This window comes from Eudoraea algarum (assembly GCF_050589645.1).
In the GTDB taxonomy this organism is placed as follows: domain Bacteria; phylum Bacteroidota; class Bacteroidia; order Flavobacteriales; family Flavobacteriaceae; genus JBNGOQ01.
Window position 1 is genome coordinate 1,081,299 of sequence record NZ_JBNGOQ010000001.1, and the last position, 23,705, is coordinate 1,105,003.

At 45.1% G+C, this 23,705-nt stretch carries 21 protein-coding genes; 19 read left to right on the forward strand and 2 right to left on the reverse strand.

Annotated features, from left to right (window positions below; genetic code table 11):
• Positions 1–85 precede the first annotated feature (85 nt).
• From ACRD67_RS04980 to ACRD67_RS05000, 5 genes are all read left to right on the forward strand, one after another.
• Positions 86–1,192 carry an acyloxyacyl hydrolase gene (locus ACRD67_RS04980; RefSeq protein ID WP_430965935.1) on the forward strand — a complete coding sequence of 369 codons (1,107 nt, stop codon included), beginning with the start codon at positions 86–88 and terminating at the stop codon, positions 1,190–1,192.
• Positions 1,189–1,941 carry a head GIN domain-containing protein gene (locus ACRD67_RS04985; protein WP_430965936.1) on the forward strand — a complete coding sequence of 251 codons (753 nt, stop codon included), beginning with the start codon at positions 1,189–1,191 and terminating at the stop codon, positions 1,939–1,941. The genes ACRD67_RS04980 and ACRD67_RS04985 overlap by 4 nt, the downstream gene beginning before the upstream one ends.
• Positions 1,942–2,042: 101 nt before the next feature.
• Positions 2,043–3,113 carry a serine hydrolase domain-containing protein gene (locus ACRD67_RS04990; RefSeq protein WP_430965937.1) on the forward strand — a complete coding sequence of 357 codons (1,071 nt, stop codon included), beginning with the start codon at positions 2,043–2,045 and terminating at the stop codon, positions 3,111–3,113.
• Positions 3,114–3,181: 68 nt separating this feature from the next.
• The gene (locus ACRD67_RS04995; protein WP_430965938.1) at positions 3,182–4,168 is read left to right on the forward strand and encodes a response regulator transcription factor; all 987 of its coding nucleotides are present in this window, start codon (positions 3,182–3,184) and stop codon (positions 4,166–4,168) included.
• An 83-nt stretch (positions 4,169–4,251) separates the two neighbouring features.
• The gene (locus ACRD67_RS05000; RefSeq protein ID WP_430965939.1) at positions 4,252–6,573 is read left to right on the forward strand and encodes a TonB-dependent receptor domain-containing protein; all 2,322 of its coding nucleotides are present in this window, start codon (positions 4,252–4,254) and stop codon (positions 6,571–6,573) included.
• 51 nt (positions 6,574–6,624) lie between these two features.
• Here ACRD67_RS05000 and gldA read toward each other — a convergent pair whose 3' ends face one another.
• Positions 6,625–7,518, reverse strand: coding sequence for a gliding motility-associated ABC transporter ATP-binding subunit GldA (gene gldA / locus ACRD67_RS05005; protein WP_430965940.1), 894 nt, complete (start codon positions 7,516–7,518; stop codon positions 6,625–6,627).
• A gap of 346 nt (positions 7,519–7,864) precedes the next feature.
• On the opposite strand from gldA, the gene ACRD67_RS05010 reads away from it, so the two are divergent.
• The 5 genes from ACRD67_RS05010 (at position 7,865) to ACRD67_RS05030 (ending at position 12,579) form a co-directional block, all read left to right on the forward strand.
• Positions 7,865–8,692: a prephenate dehydratase gene (locus ACRD67_RS05010; RefSeq protein WP_430965941.1), complete on the forward strand. Its 828-nt coding sequence runs from the start codon at positions 7,865–7,867 to the stop codon at positions 8,690–8,692.
• The gene (locus tag ACRD67_RS05015) at positions 8,689–9,834 is read left to right on the forward strand and encodes a pyridoxal phosphate-dependent aminotransferase (protein ID WP_430965942.1); all 1,146 of its coding nucleotides are present in this window, start codon (positions 8,689–8,691) and stop codon (positions 9,832–9,834) included. The genes ACRD67_RS05010 and ACRD67_RS05015 overlap by 4 nt, the downstream gene beginning before the upstream one ends.
• Before the next feature lie 4 nt (positions 9,835–9,838).
• Entirely contained in the window at positions 9,839–10,702 is an 864-nt protein-coding gene (locus ACRD67_RS05020) for a prephenate dehydrogenase (protein WP_430965943.1), read from the forward strand.
• 21 nt (positions 10,703–10,723) lie between these two features.
• Positions 10,724–11,806: a chorismate mutase gene (locus ACRD67_RS05025; protein ID WP_430965944.1), complete on the forward strand. Its 1,083-nt coding sequence runs from the start codon at positions 10,724–10,726 to the stop codon at positions 11,804–11,806.
• A gap of 98 nt (positions 11,807–11,904) precedes the next feature.
• Complete coding sequence (locus ACRD67_RS05030) at positions 11,905–12,579, forward strand: head GIN domain-containing protein (RefSeq protein ID WP_430965945.1); 675 nt, start codon at positions 11,905–11,907, stop codon at positions 12,577–12,579.
• 73 nt (positions 12,580–12,652) lie between these two features.
• Here the strand turns inward: ACRD67_RS05030 and ACRD67_RS05035 are convergent, their stop codons facing one another.
• Positions 12,653–13,093, reverse strand: a complete 441-nt coding sequence (locus ACRD67_RS05035) for a hypothetical protein (protein WP_430965946.1) — start codon at positions 13,091–13,093, stop codon at positions 12,653–12,655.
• A gap of 102 nt (positions 13,094–13,195) precedes the next feature.
• Here ACRD67_RS05035 and rsgA point away from each other — a divergent pair, with 102 nt between their 5' ends.
• The 9 genes from rsgA (at position 13,196) to ACRD67_RS05080 (ending at position 23,647) form a co-directional block, all read left to right on the forward strand.
• Positions 13,196–14,146, forward strand: a complete 951-nt coding sequence (gene rsgA, locus ACRD67_RS05040) for a ribosome small subunit-dependent GTPase A (RefSeq protein ID WP_430965947.1) — start codon at positions 13,196–13,198, stop codon at positions 14,144–14,146.
• Complete coding sequence (gene dtd / locus ACRD67_RS05045; RefSeq protein WP_430965948.1) at positions 14,147–14,599, forward strand: D-aminoacyl-tRNA deacylase; 453 nt, start codon at positions 14,147–14,149, stop codon at positions 14,597–14,599.
• 83 nt (positions 14,600–14,682) lie between these two features.
• The gene (locus ACRD67_RS05050; protein ID WP_430965949.1) at positions 14,683–16,599 is read left to right on the forward strand and encodes a DUF3858 domain-containing protein; all 1,917 of its coding nucleotides are present in this window, start codon (positions 14,683–14,685) and stop codon (positions 16,597–16,599) included.
• Positions 16,600–16,621: 22 nt separating this feature from the next.
• Positions 16,622–18,643: a DUF3858 domain-containing protein gene (locus ACRD67_RS05055; protein WP_430965950.1), complete on the forward strand. Its 2,022-nt coding sequence runs from the start codon at positions 16,622–16,624 to the stop codon at positions 18,641–18,643.
• 4 nt (positions 18,644–18,647) lie between these two features.
• Complete coding sequence (locus tag ACRD67_RS05060) at positions 18,648–18,974, forward strand: nucleotide pyrophosphohydrolase (protein ID WP_430965951.1); 327 nt, start codon at positions 18,648–18,650, stop codon at positions 18,972–18,974.
• 92 nt (positions 18,975–19,066) lie between these two features.
• The gene (locus ACRD67_RS05065) at positions 19,067–20,296 is read left to right on the forward strand and encodes a 3-phosphoshikimate 1-carboxyvinyltransferase (RefSeq protein WP_430965952.1); all 1,230 of its coding nucleotides are present in this window, start codon (positions 19,067–19,069) and stop codon (positions 20,294–20,296) included.
• Between the two features lie 88 nt (positions 20,297–20,384).
• A complete protein-coding gene (gene queA, locus ACRD67_RS05070) occupies positions 20,385–21,434 on the forward strand; it encodes a tRNA preQ1(34) S-adenosylmethionine ribosyltransferase-isomerase QueA (RefSeq protein WP_430965953.1) in 1,050 nt (349 codons plus the stop codon).
• Between the two features lie 77 nt (positions 21,435–21,511).
• Positions 21,512–22,555, forward strand: coding sequence for a dual-specificity RNA methyltransferase RlmN (rlmN, locus tag ACRD67_RS05075; RefSeq protein ID WP_430965954.1), 1,044 nt, complete (start codon positions 21,512–21,514; stop codon positions 22,553–22,555).
• A 114-nt stretch (positions 22,556–22,669) separates the two neighbouring features.
• Positions 22,670–23,647, forward strand: a complete 978-nt coding sequence (locus ACRD67_RS05080) for a polyprenyl synthetase family protein (RefSeq protein WP_430966186.1) — start codon at positions 22,670–22,672, stop codon at positions 23,645–23,647.
• Positions 23,648–23,705: the final 58 nt, after the last annotated feature.

A 23,705-nucleotide genomic window follows, 5' to 3' on the forward strand; every position in this document is an offset into this window, starting at 1 on the left:
GGTAGCTAAGCGAATTCAGCGGTTTTAAAAACATAAAACGGGCAAGGGTGTCCAGTTCTCGACCGATTGTTTATTTTTACACCCCATGAACGTGAAAATTCTCTTTGGCCTACTTTTTTCCTCTCTGCTGTGCTTTTCACAAGAAGAAAACCTTCCCAAAAAATTTACAGTGGATGCCAACCCGTTCTACGGTTCCATTCTCTTGCACAACCCGGATATCTCCCATCTGATCACGGAACATCCCAGCGGGATCATTCTGGCCTTCAATAGAAAGACCTATGGTTCCCAGGAATGGGAACAAACGTACAACTATCCCGATCTTGGTTTTTCCTTTGTATACCAGGACATGGACAATACGACCCTGGGCAAAAACTACGGGGTATACGCCCATTATAATTTTTATTTTTTTAGGCGCAAACTGCAATTCCGGATTGGACAAGGGCTGGCATACAACACCAATCCATATGACAAAAACCTCAATTTTAGGAACAATGCCTACGGCTCACATTTGTTGAGTTCTACCTTACTGATGTTCAATTATCACCGGGAGAACCTCTTCAAGGGCATCGGATTTAAGGCGGGCATCTCCGTAGTGCATTATTCCAATGCCAACTTTAAAGCGCCCAATACTTCCACGAACACCTTGGCTTTTAACGCCGGATTGGTGTACGACCTGGATGGCGGAAAGGAATTTGAATACCTTCCGAAGGCAGATAGGGAAACCGAAAAAATCAGGGAACCTTTGCGGTTTAACCTGGCCTTCAGGAGCGGAATCAACGAAAGTGATGTCATTGATTCCGGGAGGTTCCCATTCTATATTTTCTCGGCCTATGCCGATAAGCGTTTGGGAAGGGTAAGCGCCATACAGCTAGGGACCGACCTGTTTTTCTCCAATTTTTTAAAGGAATTGATACGCTTTCAGGCCATCGCATTTCCTGAACTGGCGGTAGCGGAGGACACGGATTTCAAAAGGGTCGGCCTGTTTTTGGGACACGAACTTTTTATCAACAGCATGTCCGTCATTACCCAATTGGGATACTATGTGTATTATCCATTTGATTTTGAAGGGCGGGTATACAATAGGATTGGCTTAAAGCGCTATTTTGGGGATCGGTGGTACGGCGCGATTACATTAAAATCGCACGGGGCCAAGGCCGAAGCCGTGGAATTTGGAATAGGGGTACGTCTATGAGAAAATGGTTTTTGACATATCTTGTGCTAACACTGGTCTCCTGTAACGGGGATGGTTTTTCTGACTGCTTCCAGAACGCTGGCGATACCGTCCGGGACGAGGTCACCGTACCCGCATTTACCGCGATTACAGTTTTCGAGAACGTACGTTTGGTCCTCAGGGATGGTGCCGAACAAAAGGTGGAAATAGAGACAGGGGAATTTTTACGGGATGAAGTATCTGCTGTGGTGGAAGGGGACAGACTCCTACTACGCGATGAAAACAATTGTAATTTTGTGCGGGAATTTGGACTCACTACGGTGTACGTGACCGCACCTGACATCACCGAAATTAGGAGCAATACCGGTTTTCCCATTGAAAGTGATGGAGTATTGGGTTACCCGAGCCTGACCTTGTTTTCCGAGAGTTTCACCAACCCTGAGGAGGAGACCACCGATGGCTCTTTTGAATTGGAAGTGGCCTCGGAAAATATAAGTATCACTACCAATGGCATTGCCTTTTTTGAGCTTGGGGGTACAGTAGAAAATCTCAATGTGTTTATCGCTGCGGGAGATTCCAGGATAGATGCGGAACGCCTGATCGCCCAGAACGTTACCTTGAACCATAGGGGTTCCAATGATATATTGATCTTTCCCGAACAAACTTTGAACGGGGTGATTCGGGGTACCGGAGATGTGGTAAGTTTTAATAGGCCGCCGGTGATCAATGTGGAGGAACTGTTTAACGGGCGATTGATTTTTAGGGATTAGGCCGCCCTTTTGTGACTCCGAGCGTGGTGATGCACCTTAAACATCATTGGCCATGGATTCCTAAGTGCGTAGGGGATTTACTCCAAGATCAATTATTTAGAATGAAGCCACTGCTTACATACTTGAAAGATCTTTTCGCCTCCCGCCGGATCGTAGGGGAAGATAGGCCCTTGCAAGGCTTGCTTCAGGCCGATACATTGCTCAGATCTTTGATTTCCGAAAAGAAGGTTCCAGGCTTGGCGATAACTGCCCTTAAACATGGGCAGACTGTGTTTCAGCAAGGTTATGGACATACCGATTTGGACAGGGGAAGCCCGGTAGACCCACGGAAGACAATTTTTAGGATCGCAAGCGTATCCAAGCCCATAGCCGCTACAGCTTTGGCCAGGCTAGTGGCCGAAGGAATCATTGATTTGGATGCATCCTTTTATACCTATGTACCCTATTATCCTGCAAAGGGATACGACTTTACCATTAGACAACTGGCCGGGCATACTGCGGGAATCCGATCGTACCGGGGCAAGGAGTACGCCTTAAACGAACCCTATTCCATCAAGGAGGGAATTAGCGTGTTCAAGGATGACGAACTACTCTTTGAGCCGGGGACCGATTACCACTATAACAGCTACGATTGGGCCCTGATTTCCCTTGCCATAGAAGAAGCTTGTCAGCAACACTTTGAAGCAGTTGTAGGGCATAGGGTTTTGCAACCCTTGGGCATGGCACATACCTTTCCCGAGCTTTCTGGCGATTCCACACCTTTGGGAACCGTTTTCTATTCCAAAAATTCAAGAGGCTTTCGCAAAGCGGTGCCGGTGGATAATTTTTATAAGCTTGCCGGTGGGGGTTATCTATCCACTTCCGAAGATATCGCCAAGTTGGGGCAGGCGTATTTGGATAGGGCCATTGCAGATACCTCGGTAATATCCGAATTTCTCAGCTCGGTTACCATCAACGGGGAGCCCACCTACTACGGATTGGGCTGGGAAGTAAGTATGGACAAAAAGGGTAGGGCGTATTACGGCCATGTAGGGAACGGTGTTGGCGGGTATTCCAATTTTTTTGTATACCCCGAACATGGAACGGTAATTTCCATACTGATCAACTGTACTGACCCTAAGGTACAGGAACCTTTGGACGAGATTATCGATTTGATTCTCGAGGCGGTGTAAGGCGGTATCTCCTGTATTGATTTTATCTTAGGAAACCCCTAACTTAGTTGTTCCGTTTATAGTAAATCATGTTTAGAAAGCTTTTCTTTTTAGTACTTACGCTGAGTGGTACCGCCCTTTGGGCCCAAAATGCCATCTCGGGCTATGTGCATAGGGAAGATACCGAGGCCTGGGGATCCAAGGTTTATCTCTCCGAGATAAAGATGAAAGACCTGCCCGATTATAGGCACACCAGATTGGTGGCCTCTACAACCGTTGGCAAGGACGGTTACTTTTCCTTTGAACGAAAACTGATTGCGGATAAAGATGCTGTCTATCGCTTGCATATGGATCGCATCAAGGAGGTCCTTGGCCAAGGACCTTCCAATGATAGGCTGTTGATATTGTCCAGGAAAGACAGCGTCCAATTTAGAAAAGGAAAGCGGTTGTTTGGCCCTTATGATACTACCAACAAGACCGATACGGAATGGCAGAGCCTACGCAAATACGAGGCTGCACTTCGAAACAGGGAAATGCAATACGGCGATAGTACCGCCATGGCATATGCCGCTCGCTTAAATGGCTATACCAAGGATTCTCTTCGGATTCTCATGGTAAAACTTATCGGAATCCATGAGTTGGAGAATAAAAAATTACTGGATGAGGACATCGCCAAGAACCCTGACCATTATGTGGCCCTTCTGGAAGAGCTGAAGGTGAGCGATCTAGATCCGGCCCAATACCTGTTTCTCGAAAAGAAACTGGCCTATCTTACCACCGAGGTGGTGGCAAGGAAATATAGGACCAGTAGAATCCTCAATGTGGTTCTGGTAGTGGCCATGGGGGGATTGGTGTTTTTGTTACTTATGGGAAGAAAACAAAATCTCGCCAATGGGGTAGATTTAAGCAGGCAGGAACAGAAGGTACAGCGACTTATCCTGGCCGGAAAGAGCAATAAGGAAATTGCCAACGAGCTTTTTATCAGTATCAGCACCGTCAAGACCCACATAACCAATATTTATGGGAAGCTGAACGTAGCCAATAGAGGGGAATTGTTCAAGAAAGCGAAAAATTAGTCTAGGTACTAGTACCTAAATCCCACCCTTAAAAAAATGATTAATGCGCTTTGCTGGCGTAATTGCATCCAAAAACCAAAGGGATGCATAGAGGAATCATGGCCATCGCAATTCTGTTGTCTTACATCGCTTATGGACAGACCCATACCCTTTCGGGAAGCGTGGTAGATGGTGACGGTGCTCCCGTTGCCTTTGGTGATGCCCTTTTATTTGCGATAAAAGACGGGACGCTGATCAATTACACCACCATAACTGATGGAATCTTTTTTTTTGAAGGTATCGGGCAAGGTGGCTACCGCTTGCGAATTTCCTGCCTGGGCTTTAGCGATGAGTCAAGGGTCCTGGAAGTGGACGAAAATATGGAATTGCAGATCCAATTGACAGAAAATGTTACAGAACTGGATGCTGTTGAACTCAGGGGCTCCAAAAACGTATTTTCAAATGAGCATGGAAACCTAAAGGTAAATGTGGACAACCCCATCTTTTCATCCATTCCGGATGCCCTGGACCTCCTGTCCCGATTGCCCAACCTGCAGCTGAGTCCGGATAGGGAATCCTTAACGGTTATTGGGAAAGGCACCCCCTTGATCTATTTGCGAAACCAACAGATAAGTTTGGAAGAATTTGCCGCCCTCCCTGTGGAAGGCATCAGTAGTATTGAGATTATCAATAATCCATCGGCTAAATACGAGGCAGCGGGGAGGGCTGTGCTTTTGATTACGCCAAAGCCCAACCTTTCCGAGGGCATTAAGTTGAACGTATCGGAGACGGCCTCGTCAAAGCGCAATTTCAACCATTTTTTGAATACCAACGGGACCTATAGAAAGAAGGGGTTAAGTCTCAGGGGAAACCTCGCCTTAAATCATCTGCAAACCTGGGAAAGCAATGGTTTTGAATTCCAGATTCCCGCACAGGATATCCAAACCGATTATTTGGCCCTTATGCGGGCCAATACTAGGTTGCAGACCCATATGGGGGCAGGCCTGTCCTATCAATTCAACGACACGGACTATTTTTCCCTTGGTACGCTTTTAAAACTGCAGACCGATAAATTTCCGATCGATACGGATACGTTTTTGGCACAGGGTACCTCAGCAGATTTTATCGTTTCCCAAACCCTGAACGACAATACCAAGGATTTTTTTAGTGGGAACTTGAATTTCAACAAGCAACTCGGTAAGAATTTGAATGTGTTTTTGGGCGGACAGTATTCTTCCTTTGTGCAAAAACTGGATACCGATATTTCAAATGATTTTAATAGTACAGGATTTGTACCGTCACAATCCCGACAACAAAAGTACCAGTTGGATGCCCTTGCATTCCGATTAGATTTGGAAAGCGCCTTTACCCATGGAGCACGGTGGGAGCTTGGATTCAATGTCAATGAGGCCAGGGCCAAGGCACGCACCCAGGTTCAAGCTATCGGTGACGCGGATTTGGATACGGATTATCGCTATGAGGAGGGTATCTTTGGGGTTTATGCACAGTTTTCTGGCAAAATGCGCAAAAAAGTGGGTTATAGCGCGGGGTTGCGAATGGAAACGAACCTGGTGCAGGGCAAATTTACGGACGCGCCCAATTTTCTGGTCGATCGAAAAAACATCAATTTTTTTCCAAAAATGAGGCTAAGCGTGCCTATAGATAGTACCAAATCCATTACACTTAACTATTCCAGGAGTATAGAGCGACCCAATTTTTCCAATGCCAGTTCCATTACCACCTTTATCAATCCTTTTTTGGAGTTTTCCAGAAACATTAACCTAAAGCCTACATTGATAGATGAGGTTTCCATGAACTTTCAGTACAAAAAGAGCAGCCTGGGTTTTAGCTATTACCAACAGAAAAACCCCATCTATTACAGTGTTTTTTATGATGAAGAGGCCGATCGGGCCATTTTTGGCCCCGTTAATTTAGGGGAACAAAGCGGCTGGAATCTAAATGTGAACGTACCTATTAGCTATCGTAAGTGGACCGCTTCTTTCTCCATGGTCCTGACCAACAATAACATTACGGATCCTGAAGCTGCAATGGTAAAGGCCAAGCCCTTTCTGTATTACCACAGCAGCCATCAATTTCGCATAACCAAAGACACCATTATATCCATGGACGGATGGGGATTGACCAAACGTGAGGAGGGAATTTTTAAAAGAAATGCCCTATTTGTGATGAATGCCGGGATTTCACAGACATTCTTTAAAAAATTGCAGTGTTCGTTGCGTTTTAACGATATAGGCAGGGCTATGCGTTTTGAAGAAAGTTATGTGATAAACGGAATCCGGTCCGAGGGTATTTTCTTTACGGACGCACAGGAAATTGCCCTTACGGTAAAGTATGCCCTGGGGAAAATCAAGGATCCCGATCTTAAGAACAGGGACATCGATCAAAATTTGGATAGGATCAAATGATGGGTTGGAGGGTCATTGGAGAACGGTCGAATGCGTTTTGGCTATGGCCCCTTAATTGGTCAACTCGGTAAACAAACTCTCCAGGTTCTTGTTTTTTCTACTCAGCTCCAGGGTCTTTAGTTTGTTATCGTGGGCAAAGTCGAATACCGCCGGCCGCATGTCCTTTGGTGTATTGAAGGTGATTTCATAGACAAAACCGCCCGTATTTTTCACTTTTTCGGCATGGGGCAGCTTCTGCAACAACACTTCTTCCACCCGATAATCGAACTCCACCTCGATAATCTGTTCGTCTTCCTCCCTGAGATCGGAAAGTTTCTTGTCCGCAACGAGGTTTCCCTTATTGATGATCAGTACGCGGTCACATACCGCTTCCACTTCCTTCATGATATGGGTGGAGAGCAATATGGTCTTTTCTTTGCCAATTTCCTTGATCAATTTTCGAATTTCCAATAGCTGGTTGGGATCCAAACCTGTGGTGGGCTCATCCAATATCAGTACTTCGGGGTCGTGTAACAAGGCCGCTGCCAAGCCCACACGCTGTCTGTACCCCTTGGAAAGTTGCCCTATCTTTTTATGGGCTTCAGGGCCCAGTCCGGTCTGTTCGATCACTTTTTGGATGCGCCCCTTGTCGGACTTATAGACATCCGCATTAAAGCCCAAATACTCCTTTACATACATGTCCAGATATAATGGATTGTGTTCGGCCAGATAGCCCACACTTTTTTGAACGTTTCTTTTGTCACCCACCACATCGAACGAATTTACGGCTGCGCTACCCTCATCTGCGCGACTGTAAGTAGTCAGTATTTTCATCATCGTGGATTTTCCCGCTCCGTTAGGTCCCAAAAAACCCACGATTTCCCCTTTTTTGATGGTAAAGGAGATATCGTCCAGCGCCTTTTGTGCCCCAAATGCCTTAGTGATGTGTTGAACCGTTATGGACATGGATACTAAATTTTCATCAAAAATAAACAAATAAGAAGTCTTGGCAACCAATTCATTATTCTTAACAGAACCCAATTTTTCAAAATGAATTCTCAAAGAATGATACCTAATCCGAAAGATTCAAAAAAAGATGTATAGAAAATTTGATTTTTAAATTTAATAATTACCTTAGCCTAAGTTTAAGTGAAAAAATGACAAAGCAATATTTCTGGAACGGTTTTTATTTTTACTTCTTTTTTAAGAGAGGTACGGGACTGTTCTAGCATATTCAAAAGGTATAAATAGAGTGAAGTTCCGTGAAAATCGGAACTTTTTTTTTGTGTAAGATTTTGCATTTGAAAAGAGAATGGGTTTAAGAATAGCCATACAGGGGATAAAGGGATCTAACCACCATCAGGTGGCCAAGGAATATTTCGGGAAGGGTGTAGACCTGGTAGAATGTCTGTCCTTTGATGCGATGGTAGATCAACTGCTCCAGGGGGTCGCGGACAAGGGCATTATGGCCATTGAAAATTCTATCGCGGGATCGATCATTCCCAATTACGCCCTGATTTCACGGAACAATCTGCACATTATCGGGGAACACTATTTGCAGATCCACCACAACCTAATGGTGTCCAACGGACAGCAAATACAGGACATAAAGGAAGTGCACTCCCATCCTATGGCGCTGTTGCAATGCAAGGATTTTTTTAAGGACTATCCACATATTAAATTGGTCGAGGATGTGGATACTGCCGAGACGGCCCGAAGGATCCAGGAACAGGGACTAAACGACATTGCGGCCATTGCGCCCCAAATGGCGGCCGATTTGTACGATTTAAGGATTATTGCACCTGAAATACAGACCATTAAGAACAATGCCACCCGATTCATCATCATAAAGACAAGGAACAAGGCCTTACCGGAAAAGGAAATCAATAAAGCCTCGCTCCGCTTCATTACCGATCATAAAAGGGGGAGTCTGGCCGCCGTGCTCAATGTGATGAGCGATTGTAACCTGAACCTTACCAAAATACAGTCCCTTCCGGTAATTGAAACGCCCTGGAAATACTCTTTTTTTGTGGATGTGACCTTTGAGACCTATGAGCATTTTAGGAAGGCGAAAGCCCTTTTGGAAATCATGGCGGAAGAATTTAAGATCCTTGGGGAATATAAAAACGCACGATTATGATACGCACAGCAGATCGTCTTCATACGGTAGAAGAATATTATTTCTCCAAAAAACTGAGAGAAGTACGTGCCTTGGCGGCCGCTGGCAAGCCTATCATCAATATGGGCATTGGAAGCCCTGACCTCGCCCCATCGGGCAAGGTCATAGAGGCCATACAAAATGCGGTCAGCCATAAGGGTGCACATCAATACCAAAGCTACCAGGGATTACCGGAATTGCGGAAGACCATCGCCGATTTTTACAACGCAAAATTCGGGGTTTCCTTAGATCCCGTTTCGGAAATATTGCCCTTGATGGGCTCCAAGGAGGGTATTATGCATATCAGCATGGCCTTTTTGAATGAGGGGGATGAAGTGCTGATTCCCAACCCGGGTTATCCCACCTATACATCGGTAACCAAACTGATCGGTGGCGTTCCGCGTTCTTACGACCTACTTGCCGAAGACAACTGGTTTCCCGACCTGCGGGCGTTGCAAAAACGTGACCTGTCCCGAGTAAAGCTTATGTGGGTAAGTTATCCGCATATGCCTACAGGCGCAACAGCAACGGCGGACCAGCTTGGTGCTTTGGTCCAATTTGCCAGACATCACGATATTCTGTTGGTCAATGACAATCCCTATAGTTTTGTGTTGACCGATAACCCCCTGAGTCTGTTGGGAATAGCGGGTGCCAAAGCCGTATGCCTGGAACTTAATTCCCTGAGCAAGACCTTTAATATGGCCGGCTGGCGAGTGGGCATGGTTTTGGGAAGTCCGGAGCACATCCAGGCGGTGCTAAAAGTAAAGAGTAATATGGACTCTGGCATGTTCTACGGAATCCAAAAGGGAGCCATTACAGCGCTACAAAGTGGCAAGGCTTGGTTTGATGAATTGGATAGCATTTATAGCGCTAGAAGGAACCTCATGTTTACGCTGGTAGATAAGTTGGGCTGTGTTTATGACAAAAATGCGGTAGGGATGTTCGTTTGGGCCAAACTGCCTGCAGGATTCCCTTCGGCCGAACGATATATTGACGAACTACTGCACCAAAAAGACATTTTTATAGCGCCGGGAACCATTTTCGGGAGCAACGGGGAAGGATATGTACGGTTTTCACTTTGTGTAACAACGGATAAGATCAGGGAAGCTATTGACAGAATTTAGAAAAATGAACGTATTTATAATAGGAATCGGACTTATAGGGGGCTCTTTGGCAAAGGATATCAGGCAATTGTACCCCAATGCCAAAATCTATGGTGTGGATACCAATAAGGATCATCTGGAGCAAGCCATGGCCTTGAACCTTATCGACCTAAAATCTAGCTACGCCGATTTGCCTTTGGCCGATGTGGTCGTAGTCAGTATTCCGGTTGATGTCCTCGTGAGCGAATTGCCCCGGATATTGGATGGGATTAACGACGGCGCTGTCGTATTCGATGCCGGTTCCACAAAATCCCAGGTCTGCAAGGCCGTGGAAGACCACCCCAAACGCAGGAATTTTTTGGCGTGCCATCCCATCTCCGGTACGGAATTTTCGGGCCCCTCGGCGGCTATACAGGGCTTGTACGAAGGCAAGACCAATATTATTTGTGAAGTAGAAAAAACCGCCTTTAAATTACAGGAAAAAGCCTTGCATCTGTTTCAGCAACTGGGGATGCGCATTCGGTATATGAATCCTGAGGCCCACGATAAACACATAGCTTACGTGTCGCATTTATCACATATAAGCTCCTTTATGTTGGGAAAGACGGTTATTGAGAAAGAAAAGAACGAACGTGATATTTTTGACATGGCCGGGAGCGGATTTGAAAGTACCGTGCGCTTGGCCAAGAGCTCCCCGGACATGTGGACGCCCATTTTTGAGCAAAACAAACAGAATGTGGTAGAGACCCTGGAGGAATATATTAGAAATTTGCAGCAGTTCAAGCAAATGCTGTTGGACGAAAATTTTGAGGGCATTCATAAGGAAATGAACAATACCAATAAGATAAGGGAAATATTAAAGGGAATACCGTTAAATCAAAATAGATAAATACTTATAAAATTTAAAGCAGTGAAAAATTCAAAACAATTGAGGACATGGTTAGACGATATGGCATTGAGCCACCCATTGGTAATCGCAGGGCCATGTAGTGCAGAGACGGAAGAACAGGTGTTGGGCATTGCGCAAGAACTTAAGGACACCGATGTAAATTACTACCGGGCCGGAATATGGAAGCCCAGGACCCGTCCAGGCAATTTTGAGGGTGTTGGCGCCATTGGGTTGAAGTGGCTGCAAAAGGTAAAGGAAGAAACGGGCTTAAAAACCGCGACCGAAGTGGCCAATAGGGCCCATGTGGATCTGGCATTGGAACACGATGTAGACCTGCTTTGGATCGGTGCACGTTCTACCGTAAGTCCCTTTATTGTTCAAGAAATCGCTGATGCCCTGGAAGGCACGGATAAGGTGGTGCTGGTAAAAAATCCGGTAAATCCCGATCTTCCCTTGTGGCTTGGGGCCATAGAAAGGCTCCATACGGCAAACATCAAAAAGCTGGGGGTAATCCACAGAGGGTTCTCTACTTACGAGAAGACCAAATACCGAAATATTCCGGAGTGGCAACTGGCCATTGAACTGCAGACCAAGTTCCCAGACCTGCCCTTGATCAATGATCCCTCGCATATTACCGGGAAAAGGAATATGATCTTCGATGTTTCCCAGACCGCATTGGACTTAAATTTTGATGGCCTAATGATTGAAACGCACTGGGACCCGGACAACGCATGGAGTGATGCCGCACAGCAGGTAACCCCTAAAAAACTGGTTCAAATCATGGAAGATCTTAGAATACGTAAGGAAACGGATGAGGAAGCCGAGTACAATAGCAGGCTGAGCAATCTCAGGGCCCAGATAGACATCATAGACAACCAATTGATCGACACTTTGGGCAAGCGCATGAAGATATCGGACAGTATCGGGGAGCTTAAAAAGCAAAGGAATGTCGCCGTACTGCAGACGAACCGCTGGAACGCCATTTTGGGCAAAATGATCTTGGAAGGCGAGTCCAATGGGCTCAGTGAAGAATTCGTATTGCGCATGTTCAAGGCCATCCACCAGGAGTCCATAAATCATCAGGAGAAAATTATAAAGGCTTAGCTATTGAAAAATCCCGAGACATCGGGATTTTTTTTTGACGTACACTGTAACAGATCCGAATTGCCTTTATCTTTATGCAAACGCTAAATAGGAACACGATGAAAAGATTACTTACACTCTGCGTAATATTGGTGGCCACCAATCTCTCCGCCCAAAGAATCATTGATACGGAAGTAGGCGACTTTAAAGAGATCAAGGTTTTTGATCTTATTGAGGTGAACCTGATAAAATCTGATGAAAACCGGATTTTGATCAAGGGCCATAACGTGCACGATATCAAATGGACCAATAGAAATGGTGTGCTGAAACTGAAAATGCACCTGGAGAAAAAATTCCTGGGCGAGGATACCCTGATCGAAGTATACTATACCGATCTTGATGTTATTGATGGTAATGAAGGCGCAAAAATAGTGTGCAATGAACTCGTAGAACAGGATAGGATCGAGTTGCGGGCACAGGAAGGTGCCCGGATTAGAATTGGTATGCAGGTAGATTACGCGGACATACGTGCCGTGACAGGAGGGATTGTGGAAACTTCGGGTCTAGCCAAAAGCCAGTATATCGTCCTTAATACCGGAGGTATTTTTGAGGGGAGGGCCCTAAAGACAGAGTTCTCCAGCGTGAAGATCTCTGCGGGGGGCGAGGCCGAATTATTCGCTTCGGACCAGGTGGACATTAATGTCAGGGCAGGCGGCGATGTGTATGTCTATGGCAATCCGAATGAAATCAACAAAAATACCTTTGCTGGCGGAAGAATATTTATACAGGATTAGATTAAGACCTGGAAATAACAAAGGCCCTGTCCGATTGGACAGGGCCTTTTATCTTGTGATTTCTGTGTAGGGACTACTTCTTAAAGATATATCGGGTAATAAAGATTCCGTTTCCATCGCCTTTTCCCCCTTCACTTTCCACAGCACTGGTAACAAAGGCAAGTTCCCATCCTTCGGCTACCATGGTATTTATTTTTGAAGTGATCAAAGCGTCATTGGCGGCAATGTTTTGAAAACGGATGCCCCCAAGGTTATAGAAGTTCAATAATTTGGTCTCTTCAAAGTTCTTTACACGGATTTCGCCCCTTTTTGACTTGTTTCTGGTATTGTCATCCTCGGTCTGAATACTGGAAAACTCCTTGTAATCCTTTTCTTCCAGGGCACTGATTAACCTAGATCTTCCAATTCCAGCAGGAACGATGGATTCTACGCTGGTAATGACCTTAAATTGTTGGGCCTGGGCATCTATGGTTGCCGCAAGGGCCAAAAAAGCGATAAAAAATATTTTCTTCATGATGTAAAGTATAAATTGGTTCGTTAATAATGCTTTCAACGCCCAAATATAAAGGATAGTATAAAAGGATTGTTGTTTCTTTGTAAAGAAATTTAAAAATGCATGCGAGGAACTGTTTATAAATCTACCGGAAGCTGGTATACCGTAAAAGTCGCGGAGGGTAGTTTTTATGAGTGCAGGATCAAAGGAAAGTTCCGCATAAAGGGCATTAAAAGTACGAATCCGGTGGCCGTGGGCGATGTGGTCCAGTTTGTGTTGGAAACCACAGGCGATGAAACCGTTGGGGTCATTACGAAAATCGAGGACCGAAGGAACTATATCATTAGGAAATCGGTGAAACTTTCCAAACAGACCCATATTATTGCCGCCAATCTGGATCAGGTTTTTTTAATGGTGACCCTGAACAATCCGGTTACCTTTACCCGTTTTATCGACCGCTTTTTGGTCACTTCCGAGGCCTATGAAATTCCTGCTATTTTGCTGTTTAACAAAGTGGACACCTATGGACGGGAGGAACTGGCCGAAATAAAGTACCTGGCGGCGCTGTACCGTAACATTGGTTATACCTGTATTGGGATTTCCGCGAAGACAGGGAAAAATGTGGATCAGGTACAGGCGTTGATGAAGGACAAGACCAGTATGTTTTCGGGACATTCTGGTGTGGGGAAGTCTACCCTGATCAATTATATAGCACCGGAATTGAACATAAAGACCTCGGAAATATCCCAACAGCATCTTCAGGGACAGCACACGACCACCTTTGCAGAAATGTACGATCTGGACTTTGGAGCGCGAATCATAGATACGCCAGGCATTAAAGGCTTTGGCATCGTAGATATGGATGCCGAGGAGATCGGGGATTATTTTCCTGAATTTTTTAAATTAAAGAGTGCATGTAAATTCAACAATTGCCTTCATTTGGATGAACCCCAATGCGCCGTAAAGGAAGCACTGGAGGGGGATGAGGTAGCTTGGAGCCGGTATCAGAGCTATGTACAGATGATTACGGGCGAAGAGGAGAATTACAGGGTAGATATACACAGTGAAAAATAAATGAGGGTCGTAGTGCAAAGAGTTTCCCGGGCAAGCGTCACCGTGGACCAGAAGGTGATCTCCGAAATAGGTGAAGGGTTGCTGATTCTATTGGGCATCGAGGAGGCCGATGGTCTCGAGGATATCCAATGGTTGTCCCGAAAGATTGTGAACCTAAGAATTTTCAACGATGACCAGGGGGTGATGAACCAATCGCTAATGGCGGTGAACGGCGGCGCCATTGTGGTGAGTCAGTTTACCTTGCATGCGGCAACAAAAAAAGGGAACAGACCTTCCTATATCAAAGCGGCGAAACCGGAAAGTGCGATTCCGCTCTATGAACAGTTCGTCGGACAACTGGAACAGGACTTGGGTAAAGAGATTGGGGTAGGAGTTTTTGGAGCGGATATGAAGGTAGCCCTCTTGAACGACGGTCCTGTGACCATTATTATAGATTCAAAAAACAGGGAATAACACTTTTAATCGATTTTTTTATCGTGATTGTAAGAAATTTACGATTTTAGCTATTGAAAGTTATCAGACCAAACCAAACCAAAATGCGCTTCTTGTTCCCTATTTGCTTTCTTTTCCTGTGCCATTTTTTGCCGGCCCAAGACTCTACATATACAATACTTTCCTTAGACAAGGCACTAACTGAGAACGCAAATGCCGTGGTGCGTTTGGATGATATGGTCGTGGAACTTTTCTCCAAAAGGGAAATGAGCATAAAACTTACAAGAGTAGTTACCGTGCTTAACAAATTGGGAAACAAGCATACCCATACGTCCATAGGTTACAACAACAGCATTAAGGTAAAACATGTACAAGCTGTGATTTATGATGCATTTGGCAATGAGATGGATAAAATAAAGAGAAAGGACTTCAGGGATGTTAGTGCCGTCAGTGGAGGTACATTATATTCGGACTCTAGGGTATTGTATATGGAATACACGCCGGTGCAGTATCCCTATACAGTTGAATTCACCTATGAGGTAAGCACGCAAAATACGGGAAATATCCCATCTTGGTATTTTCTCGATGGTTTTTTGGTGAGTACTGAGGAAAGTAAATACACTATTGTATATAATGCTCCAGGGTTAAAACCTATAATTAAGGAAAAAAATATCTCGGGAATCGATGTTTCCAAAACTGATGTGGGAAATAAAATCAGTTATAAAGCTTCACATATTGAGGCGATAAGGAAAGAAAATTTAAGTCCGTCCTTCGGTAAGATCGCACCAAAACTTTTGGTCAGGGCCATAAACTTTAACCACGAAGGTTATGATGCCTCGGTCCAGAACTGGAAGGATGTTGGCTTATGGATGCATGACAATCTCTTAAAGGACAGGGGTGTTCTTCCGGAAGCAACGAAAGAAAAGGCCAGATCTTTGGTTAAAGGGGTCACGGACAATTTGGAGAAGGCAAAATTAATTTATGAATATGTTCAGAAGAATACCAGGTACATAAGTGTGCAGGTAGGCATAGGGGGGTTACAGCCCATTAGCGCCATAGATGTGGATAGGGTAAAATACGGGGATTGTAAGGGGCTGTCAAATTACACAAAGGCCCTTCTCAATGCAGTGGACGTACCGGCTTACTATACCCATGTAGAATCGGGTAGGGATAAAGTGGATTTTGAGGACGATTTTGCCGATCTGGGGCAGGGTGATCATGTTATACTCGCCATTCCGTATAATGATACGTATTATTGGATCGATTGTACCTCCCAAATCCATCCCTTTGGATTCATCGGCGATTTCACCGATGGAAGAAAAGTTTTGGTCATTACACCTCAAGGGGGTGAACTTGCTACGACCGCTTCCTATTTGAATGAGGAAAACCGCCAAAAGACCTCGGCAAGTTGCTCTTTAAATAGCGATGGGGGCATTAAGGCAGAAGTGCTTATCAATACCGAAGGAATACAATACGACAATCGTTTTTACCTGGAAGACAAAACCAACGATGATGTTATAAAACACTACAAGAATTACTGGTCCAATATCAACAATTTAAGTGTAAAGGAGCATACGTTCAAAAATGATAGGGAAGATATCGTTTTTACGGAAACGGTTTCTTTGAGCGCTACCAACTATGCTACAAAAAGTGGTGATCGCATTTTGTTTACGCTCAACGTGTTCAATAACAATGGGTATGTACCCAATAGATATAGGAATAGGAAGATGCCCTTGGAAATTCAAAGGGGCTTTTTGGATGAGGATGAACTGACCCTACAGCTCCCGGAAGGATATCAGGTAGAAGCCCTTCCAGAAGAAAAGAACATCAAAAACGAATTTGGTGCATATTCCATGTCGGCTTCCCTGAGCGAGGATGGGAAAGCAGTGGTCTATAAGCGCAGCCTCTTTGTTAAGGAGGGGGCCTATCCCAAAGAAAAATACGATAGCTATAGAGATTTTAGAAGAACAACGGCCCGTGCCGACAATGCGCAAATGGTGCTTGTTAAGAGCAATCCGTAGAATTGATAATAACCCAACCAAAATGATGAGGAAACCACAATTTAGATTGACTGGGATATGCCTGTTCCTGGTATTGATTACGACCGCACAAGAGGTAAAATTCGGAAAAGTGTCCAAAGAAGAACTCATGGAAAGTGTTTATGCAAAGGATTCATCGGCACCAGCCGTAGTGCTGTATAGGGATGTTGATGTTTCCTATTCCTATGCACAATCTGTTGGATTTCAGGTAATAACGCGGGTTCATGAGCGTGCCAAACTGTTCAATAAAAACGGCTTTAAATTTGCCACGGTTACAGAGCGACTTTACAAAAGCAAGAGCGACAGGGAATCCCTCAGCGGCCTTAAAGCCTTCACGTATACTTTGGAAAATGGTGAGGTGGTAAAGACTAAACTGAAGAGCTCAGAGATGTTTTCCAAATCGCTCTCGAAGTACCACAATGAAGAGAAGTTCACGATGCCCAATGTGAAGGAGGGAAGCGTTGTGGAATACGAATATAAAATTGTATCGCCTTTTGCTTATTCCATTGACGAAATTGTGCTGCAATACGATATCCCAATACAGCAGCAGCATATTAACATCTCGATTCCGGAATATTTTGCCTTTAAGCCGAGCATGAAAGGATATTTGGGAATTAACCCAAAATACGGTTCGAAATCGGGGAAGATAAACTTCCAGACAAAGCGCAAGGACCAAGATGACTATACTGGAAAATCATACTATAGTTCAAGCAGTGTTGACTATACTATAAAAACGACCAACTTTACCATGAGGGATGTACCGGCCTTACAAAAGGAACCTCATGTAAACAATATGAACAACTACCGGTCAAGCATCAATTACGAGCTCCAATATGTAAAGTATCCAAATTCTCCTATGGAAAGTTTTTCCACTACCTGGGAAAAAGTGGTGAAGACCATTTACAACAGTGACAGCTTTGGTAAGCAGTTAACCTATTCCAGGTTTTTCAAAAACCAGCTCAATGCTGTTCTTGCTGGAGCGTCCAGTGATGTTGAAAAGATGGTGGCAGTTTTTTCCCATGTACAACGGCACATGAACTGGAATGGCTATTTTGGGAAATATGCCGAAAAGGGAGTGAAGGATGCATATGAAGAAAGGACAGGAAACGTGGCCGACATTAACCTTATTTTGGTTTCGATGCTCAGGGAGGCAGGGTTGACGGCGAATCCGGTGTTGATTAGCACGCGGGACAACGGAGTGCCGCTTTTTCCGACGCGCGAGGGTTTCAACTATGTAATCGCGTCCGCCCAAATCGCAGACAAGACCATTTTATTGGATGCCTGCAATAAGTATACGGAACCCAATCTATTGCCTACATCGGCCCTGAACTGGTCCGGTCGGATCATAAAGGAAAATGGAAGTTCTTCCATTGTGTCCGTGGTTCCAGGGAAACGTTCCGTTACAACTGAAATGATGAGCGTAAACCTGGACGTGAACGGTGATATATCAGGGAAAATTCGAAAGTCGTTAACGTACTATAACGCGTATCTTTTCAGGAATACCTATAATGACGTCAGCGAAGAGGATTATCTGGAAAGGTTGGAAAACACCGGTGCCGGAATGGAAATTTCGAATTATAAGGTCGATAATAGTAAAGTGCTGGGCAAACCCATTGTGGAGAGTTTTGATTTTTATTCAGAAAACCAGTTGGACATTATCGGTGATAAGATTTATTTTTCGCCCTTGCTTTTCAATACGACCAAGGAAAACCCCTTTAAATTGGAGGAACGTAATTATCCTATAGATTTTACTTATCCGCGCCAAAAAAAATATATTCTAAACATAACCATTCCGGAAGGCTATACAGTGACATCCAAACCCGAGGACTTACGTCTTGCGTTGGAAAACAACATGGGAAGTTTCATCTTTAGAATTTTGAATCCGGATACCAATACGCTTCAGATTATGGCCGATTTCAAGATCAACCAAGCGGTCATCCCGGTCCAGGCTTACGGCAGCATCAAAGAATTGTATAAAAAAATCGTTGAAAAAGAGACAGAAAAGGTAGTTTTATCCAAAATTTAAGAGGATGAACATACAAAATGCCCAACAAGTCGTTGACGATTGGATAAAGGAACATGGGGTTCGTTATTTTAACGAACTCACCAATATGGCCCAGCTCACCGAGGAGGTGGGCGAGGTTGCCCGGATTATTGCCCGGAGATACGGGGAACAGAGCGAAAAAGCTTCCGACAAGGACAAGGACCTGGGAGAGGAATTGGCAGATGTCCTGTTCGTAGTGCTCTGTTTGGCCAACCAGACGGGAGTAGATCTGCAATCGGCCTTCGACAGGAAATTGGACCTGAAGACGAAGCGCGACAGCGATAGGCACCGCAACAACGAAAAGCTGAAATAGTAGTATATTTGTAGCTTGTTCGCAGCGGATGTCCCGTAGCGTTACAAAATGGCCCGCATGGGCCAAGATCTTTTGTAAAAACAGCCCAGAAATTGAAATTACACCTTTCCGCTCCGCCAAACAGTCTTTTACGGTCCCGCATACAAATCACAGGCTCCAAAAGTGAGTCCAATAGACTGTTGCTATTACAAGCCTTATATCCTAACATAACCATTGACAACCTTTCCAATTCGGACGATTCGGAAGTGATGCAGCAAGGACTGCAGATCCATCGGGGAGAAGTGGATATCCACCATGCCGGAACGGCCATGCGGTTCTTAACGGCCTTTTTTGCCTCGCAAGAGGGCAGGGACGTGGTGCTTACCGGCTCCAAACGCATGACGGAGCGGCCGGTAAAGGTCCTCGTAGATGCCCTTCGCAGTTTGGGAGCGGAGATTGCTTATGTGGGAAATGAGGGGTATCCTCCCATACAGATCAAAGGAAAACAACTTCTGGAACGAAAGGCAAGCCTGCCCGCCAACATTAGTAGCCAATATATTTCGGCCCTGTTGCTGATTGCAGCGCGTCTGGAAAACGGTTTGGAGCTGGAGTTGGTGGGTAAGATTACCTCCGTTCCCTATATTGACATGACCCTGGGACTCCTATCGCAGTTGGGCATACAAAACTCCTTTGAGGGAAATACGATTACCATCGCTCCCAAAGTGTCGGTAGACCCAGTTAATTTGGTGGTGGAGTCCGATTGGAGCTCCGCCTCTTATTTTTACAGTATTGTGGCACTGGGCGCCGTGGGTACTGAAATACAGTTGTCGGCCTACCGGGAAAACAGCTTGCAGGGAGATAGTGTGCTTGCGGAGGTATATAAGCGTTTTGGCGTAGAGACCGCCTTTGGGGAACAGACGGTGGTACTTCGCAAAACAAGGGAATGCCAGTTGTCTACCGTAGATTTTGAGTTGTCCAATGCTCCGGATATTGCACAGACCATTGCAGTTAGCTGTTTTGGACTGGGTATGGGCTGTCATTTAAGCGGCTTACACACCCTGAAGATCAAGGAAACGGACAGGCTGGAGGCCCTGCAAACGGAACTTTCAAAGTTGGGCGCGGCAATTTCGGTCACGGACCGTACCTTAACGTTAATGCCGACTACCACGATGAAAAAGGACGTTGTCATAGACACCTATAACGATCACAGAATGGCCATGGCATTCGCCCCCCTGGCGTTAAAGACCTCCCTGATCATCAATGACGCCGAGGTAGTTTCAAAGTCCTATCCCGATTATTGGAAAGACCTCAAGAGCCTACAATTCAACATAAGCGAACTTTAATTTTTATTTATTGGCTGTTTTACTTGACAACCCCTGTTCGCGCATTGTATATTTGCAGCCGCAAAAATCCCTAATAAAACCTTTTTAAATGAAATTATCGCACTTTAATTTTGAGCTTCCTAAAGAATTAATGGCCGAGTATCCTGCCGAAAACCGGGACGAATCCAAATTGATGGTCGTACATCGGGAAACGGGAAAGATCGAGCATAAGATGTTCAAGGACCTTATAGATTATTTTGATGAAGGCGATGTTATGGTCCTAAACAATACCAAGGTTTTTCCGGCTAGGCTATATGGCAATAAGGAAAAGACAGGCGCTCGCATAGAGGTTTTTTTATTGCGCGAACTCAACGAAGAGCAAAGGCTTTGGGATGTTCTGGTGGATCCGGCACGTAAAATACGGATTGGGAACAAACTCTACTTTGGGGATGATGAAAGTTTGGTGGCTGAGGTAATAGACAATACTACCTCCCGCGGTAGGACCCTGCGTTTTTTATACGATGGCTCCTATACCGATTTTAGAAGAAAACTTAGGGAACTGGGTGAGACCCCACTGCCCAAATATATAAAACGGGAGGTAGAGCCCGAGGACGAAAATCGTTACCAGACCATATACGCCAAGCACGAGGGGGCCGTGGCAGCACCCACTGCGGGTCTTCACTTTTCCAAACATTTGTTGAAACGCTTGGAGATCAAAGGGATAGATTTTGCCGAGATTACCCTGCATGTAGGCCTAGGTACTTTTAATCCTGTGGAGGTGGAGGATCTTTCCAAACACAAAATGGATAGTGAGGAGCTTATTATTGATGAACGGGCCACAGAAATCGTGAACAACGCCAAGCCCAATAGGAAAAAAGTATGTGCGGTTGGGACCACGGCCATGCGAGGTCTGGAAAGTGCTGTTTCTTCGGAACATACCTTGAACACCTTTGATGGCTGGACCAATAAGTTCATTTTTCCTCCCTACGATTTTAGCATCGCCAATTGTATGGTAACCAATTTTCATTTACCGAAGTCCACCCTCCTTATGATGGTGTCTGCCTTTATGGGCCATGATCTTATGAAAAGGGCCTACAAAGAGGCTATCATAGAAGGCTATAAGTTCTATTCTTATGGAGATGCCATGTTGATCATTTGATCGATGTGCACAATATAAAATGATCCCGTCGTATCTTGGTGTATAGTAAGATAGGCGGGATTTTTTAAAACTAGCTGGTGGAGAACAAAAAAAAGAAAGATGTACGTGCCTTGACAAAGGAGCAACTCCGGGCGTTCTTTACCGCTCAAGGGGATCAGGCTTTCAGGGGCAATCAGGTATATGAGTGGTTGTGGCAAAAAGGGGCCCATTCCTTTGATGCCATGACCAACATATCCAAGGAGACCCGCCTTCTGTTGGACACCAATTTTGTAATCAACCACATTAAGGTAGACCAAATGCAGCGCAGCAAGGATGGTACCATCAAGAACGCGGTAAGACTGCATGATGGTCTGGTGGTAGAGTCCGTACTCATCCCGACCGCAAAGAGGACCACCGCCTGTGTTTCCAGCCAGGTGGGTTGTAGCTTGGATTGTCGCTTTTGTGCCACTGCGAGGCTAAAACGGATGCGAAACCTGAATCCCGATGAAATCTATGACCAGGTAGTGGCCATTGACAACGAAAGCCGGCTGTATTTCAACAGGCCCCTGAGCAATATTGTCTTTATGGGCATGGGAGAACCTTTAATGAACTATAACAATGTTCTAAAGGCCATAGAAAAGATTACCTCTGTCGAGGGCTTGGGGATGTCGCCCAAGCGCATTACGGTCTCTACCTCGGGAGTGCCCAAGATGATAAAAAAAATGGCCGATCAGCGGGTGAAATTCAAATTGGCCGTATCCCTGCATTCTGCCATTGAGGAGACCCGTACCTCCATCATGCCGTTCAACGCCACATTTACGCTGCAAGATCTTCGGGAAGCACTGGAATATTGGTATCGGGAAACTAAAAGTAGGATTACCTATGAGTATGTGGTTTGGAAGGATGTCAACGATTCCCAAAAGGACATCGACGCCTTAGTGGATTTTTGTCGTTTTGCCCCATCCAAAGTGAACCTTATTGAGTATAATCCCATAGATGATGGGGAATTCCAGCAGGCACCTACATCGGTTATCGATCGTTATGTGGAATGCCTGGAACAAAATGGTATTACCGTTACGGTACGCCGGTCCCGTGGGAAGGACATCGATGCCGCCTGCGGACAGTTGGCAAATAAATCCTAGCGCCTGTTTTAAAGATTGCCATACAAAGGGTAATATGTTAAGCTTATCCGTTAGATGGTCCCAAACCCCTTAATTTTACCTAATTTTATGGCTCCAAGCCATGTGCAGTCATTTGTGAAGATAGCAGCTCAAATACGGGAACCGATCAATAAGGAAATGGAGCTTTTTGAAGCCAAGTTCCACGAATCCATGTCTTCTAAAGTGGCCTTGCTCAACAGGATCACGTATTATATTGTTAATCGCAAGGGAAAACAGATGCGACCCATGTTTGTGTTTCTCACCGCAAAACTACTGAACCAAGGCGAGGTAAACGAACGCAGTTATCGCGGGGCCTCGGTCATAGAGCTGATACATACGGCCTCTTTGGTGCATGATGACGTGGTGGATGAAAGCAATAAAAGAAGGGGATTTTTCTCCGTAAATGCGCTTTGGAAAAATAAGATAGCCGTATTGGTGGGGGATTTCCTTCTAGCAAGGGGGATGCTCCTATCCGTAGACCATGGTGATTTTGATCTCTTGCAAATCATTTCCGTAGCCATGCGGGAGATCAGTGAGGGCGAGCTATTGCAGATCGATAAGGCAAGGCGCTTGGACATTACCGAAGCCGTATACTATGAAATCATCAGACAAAAAACGGCTACCCTGATCGCGGCCTGTTGCAGTATTGGTGCCTGCTCGGTGAAACCCGGCTCAGCAGAGGTGGAGATCTTTAGAAAATTTGGCGAGCTTAGCGGCATGGCCTTTCAAATCAAGGACGATCTTTTTGACTACAGTGAGGAAAAAATCGGGAAACCCACGGGAATCGATATTAAGGAACAAAAAATGACCCTTCCCCTGATTCACGTATTGAACACCTGTTCCAAGGACGAAAAGAAATGGCTGATCAATTCCATAAAGAACCACAACAAAAATCGGAAACGGGTCAGGGAGGTCATTGCTTTTGTAAAGGAAAAAGGAGGATTGCGCTATGCGGAAAACAAAATGCACGAGTTCAAGGAAGAAGCATTGAATATTTTGGACGCCTATCCCGAGTCCGAGTACAAAAGTTCCCTAAAACTCATGGTGAACTATGTGGTGGATCGAAAAAAATAGGCTCGTCCACGACTATAAATGGCGCCCCCAAGAAAAAAACTACAGGCCAGGCAACGTT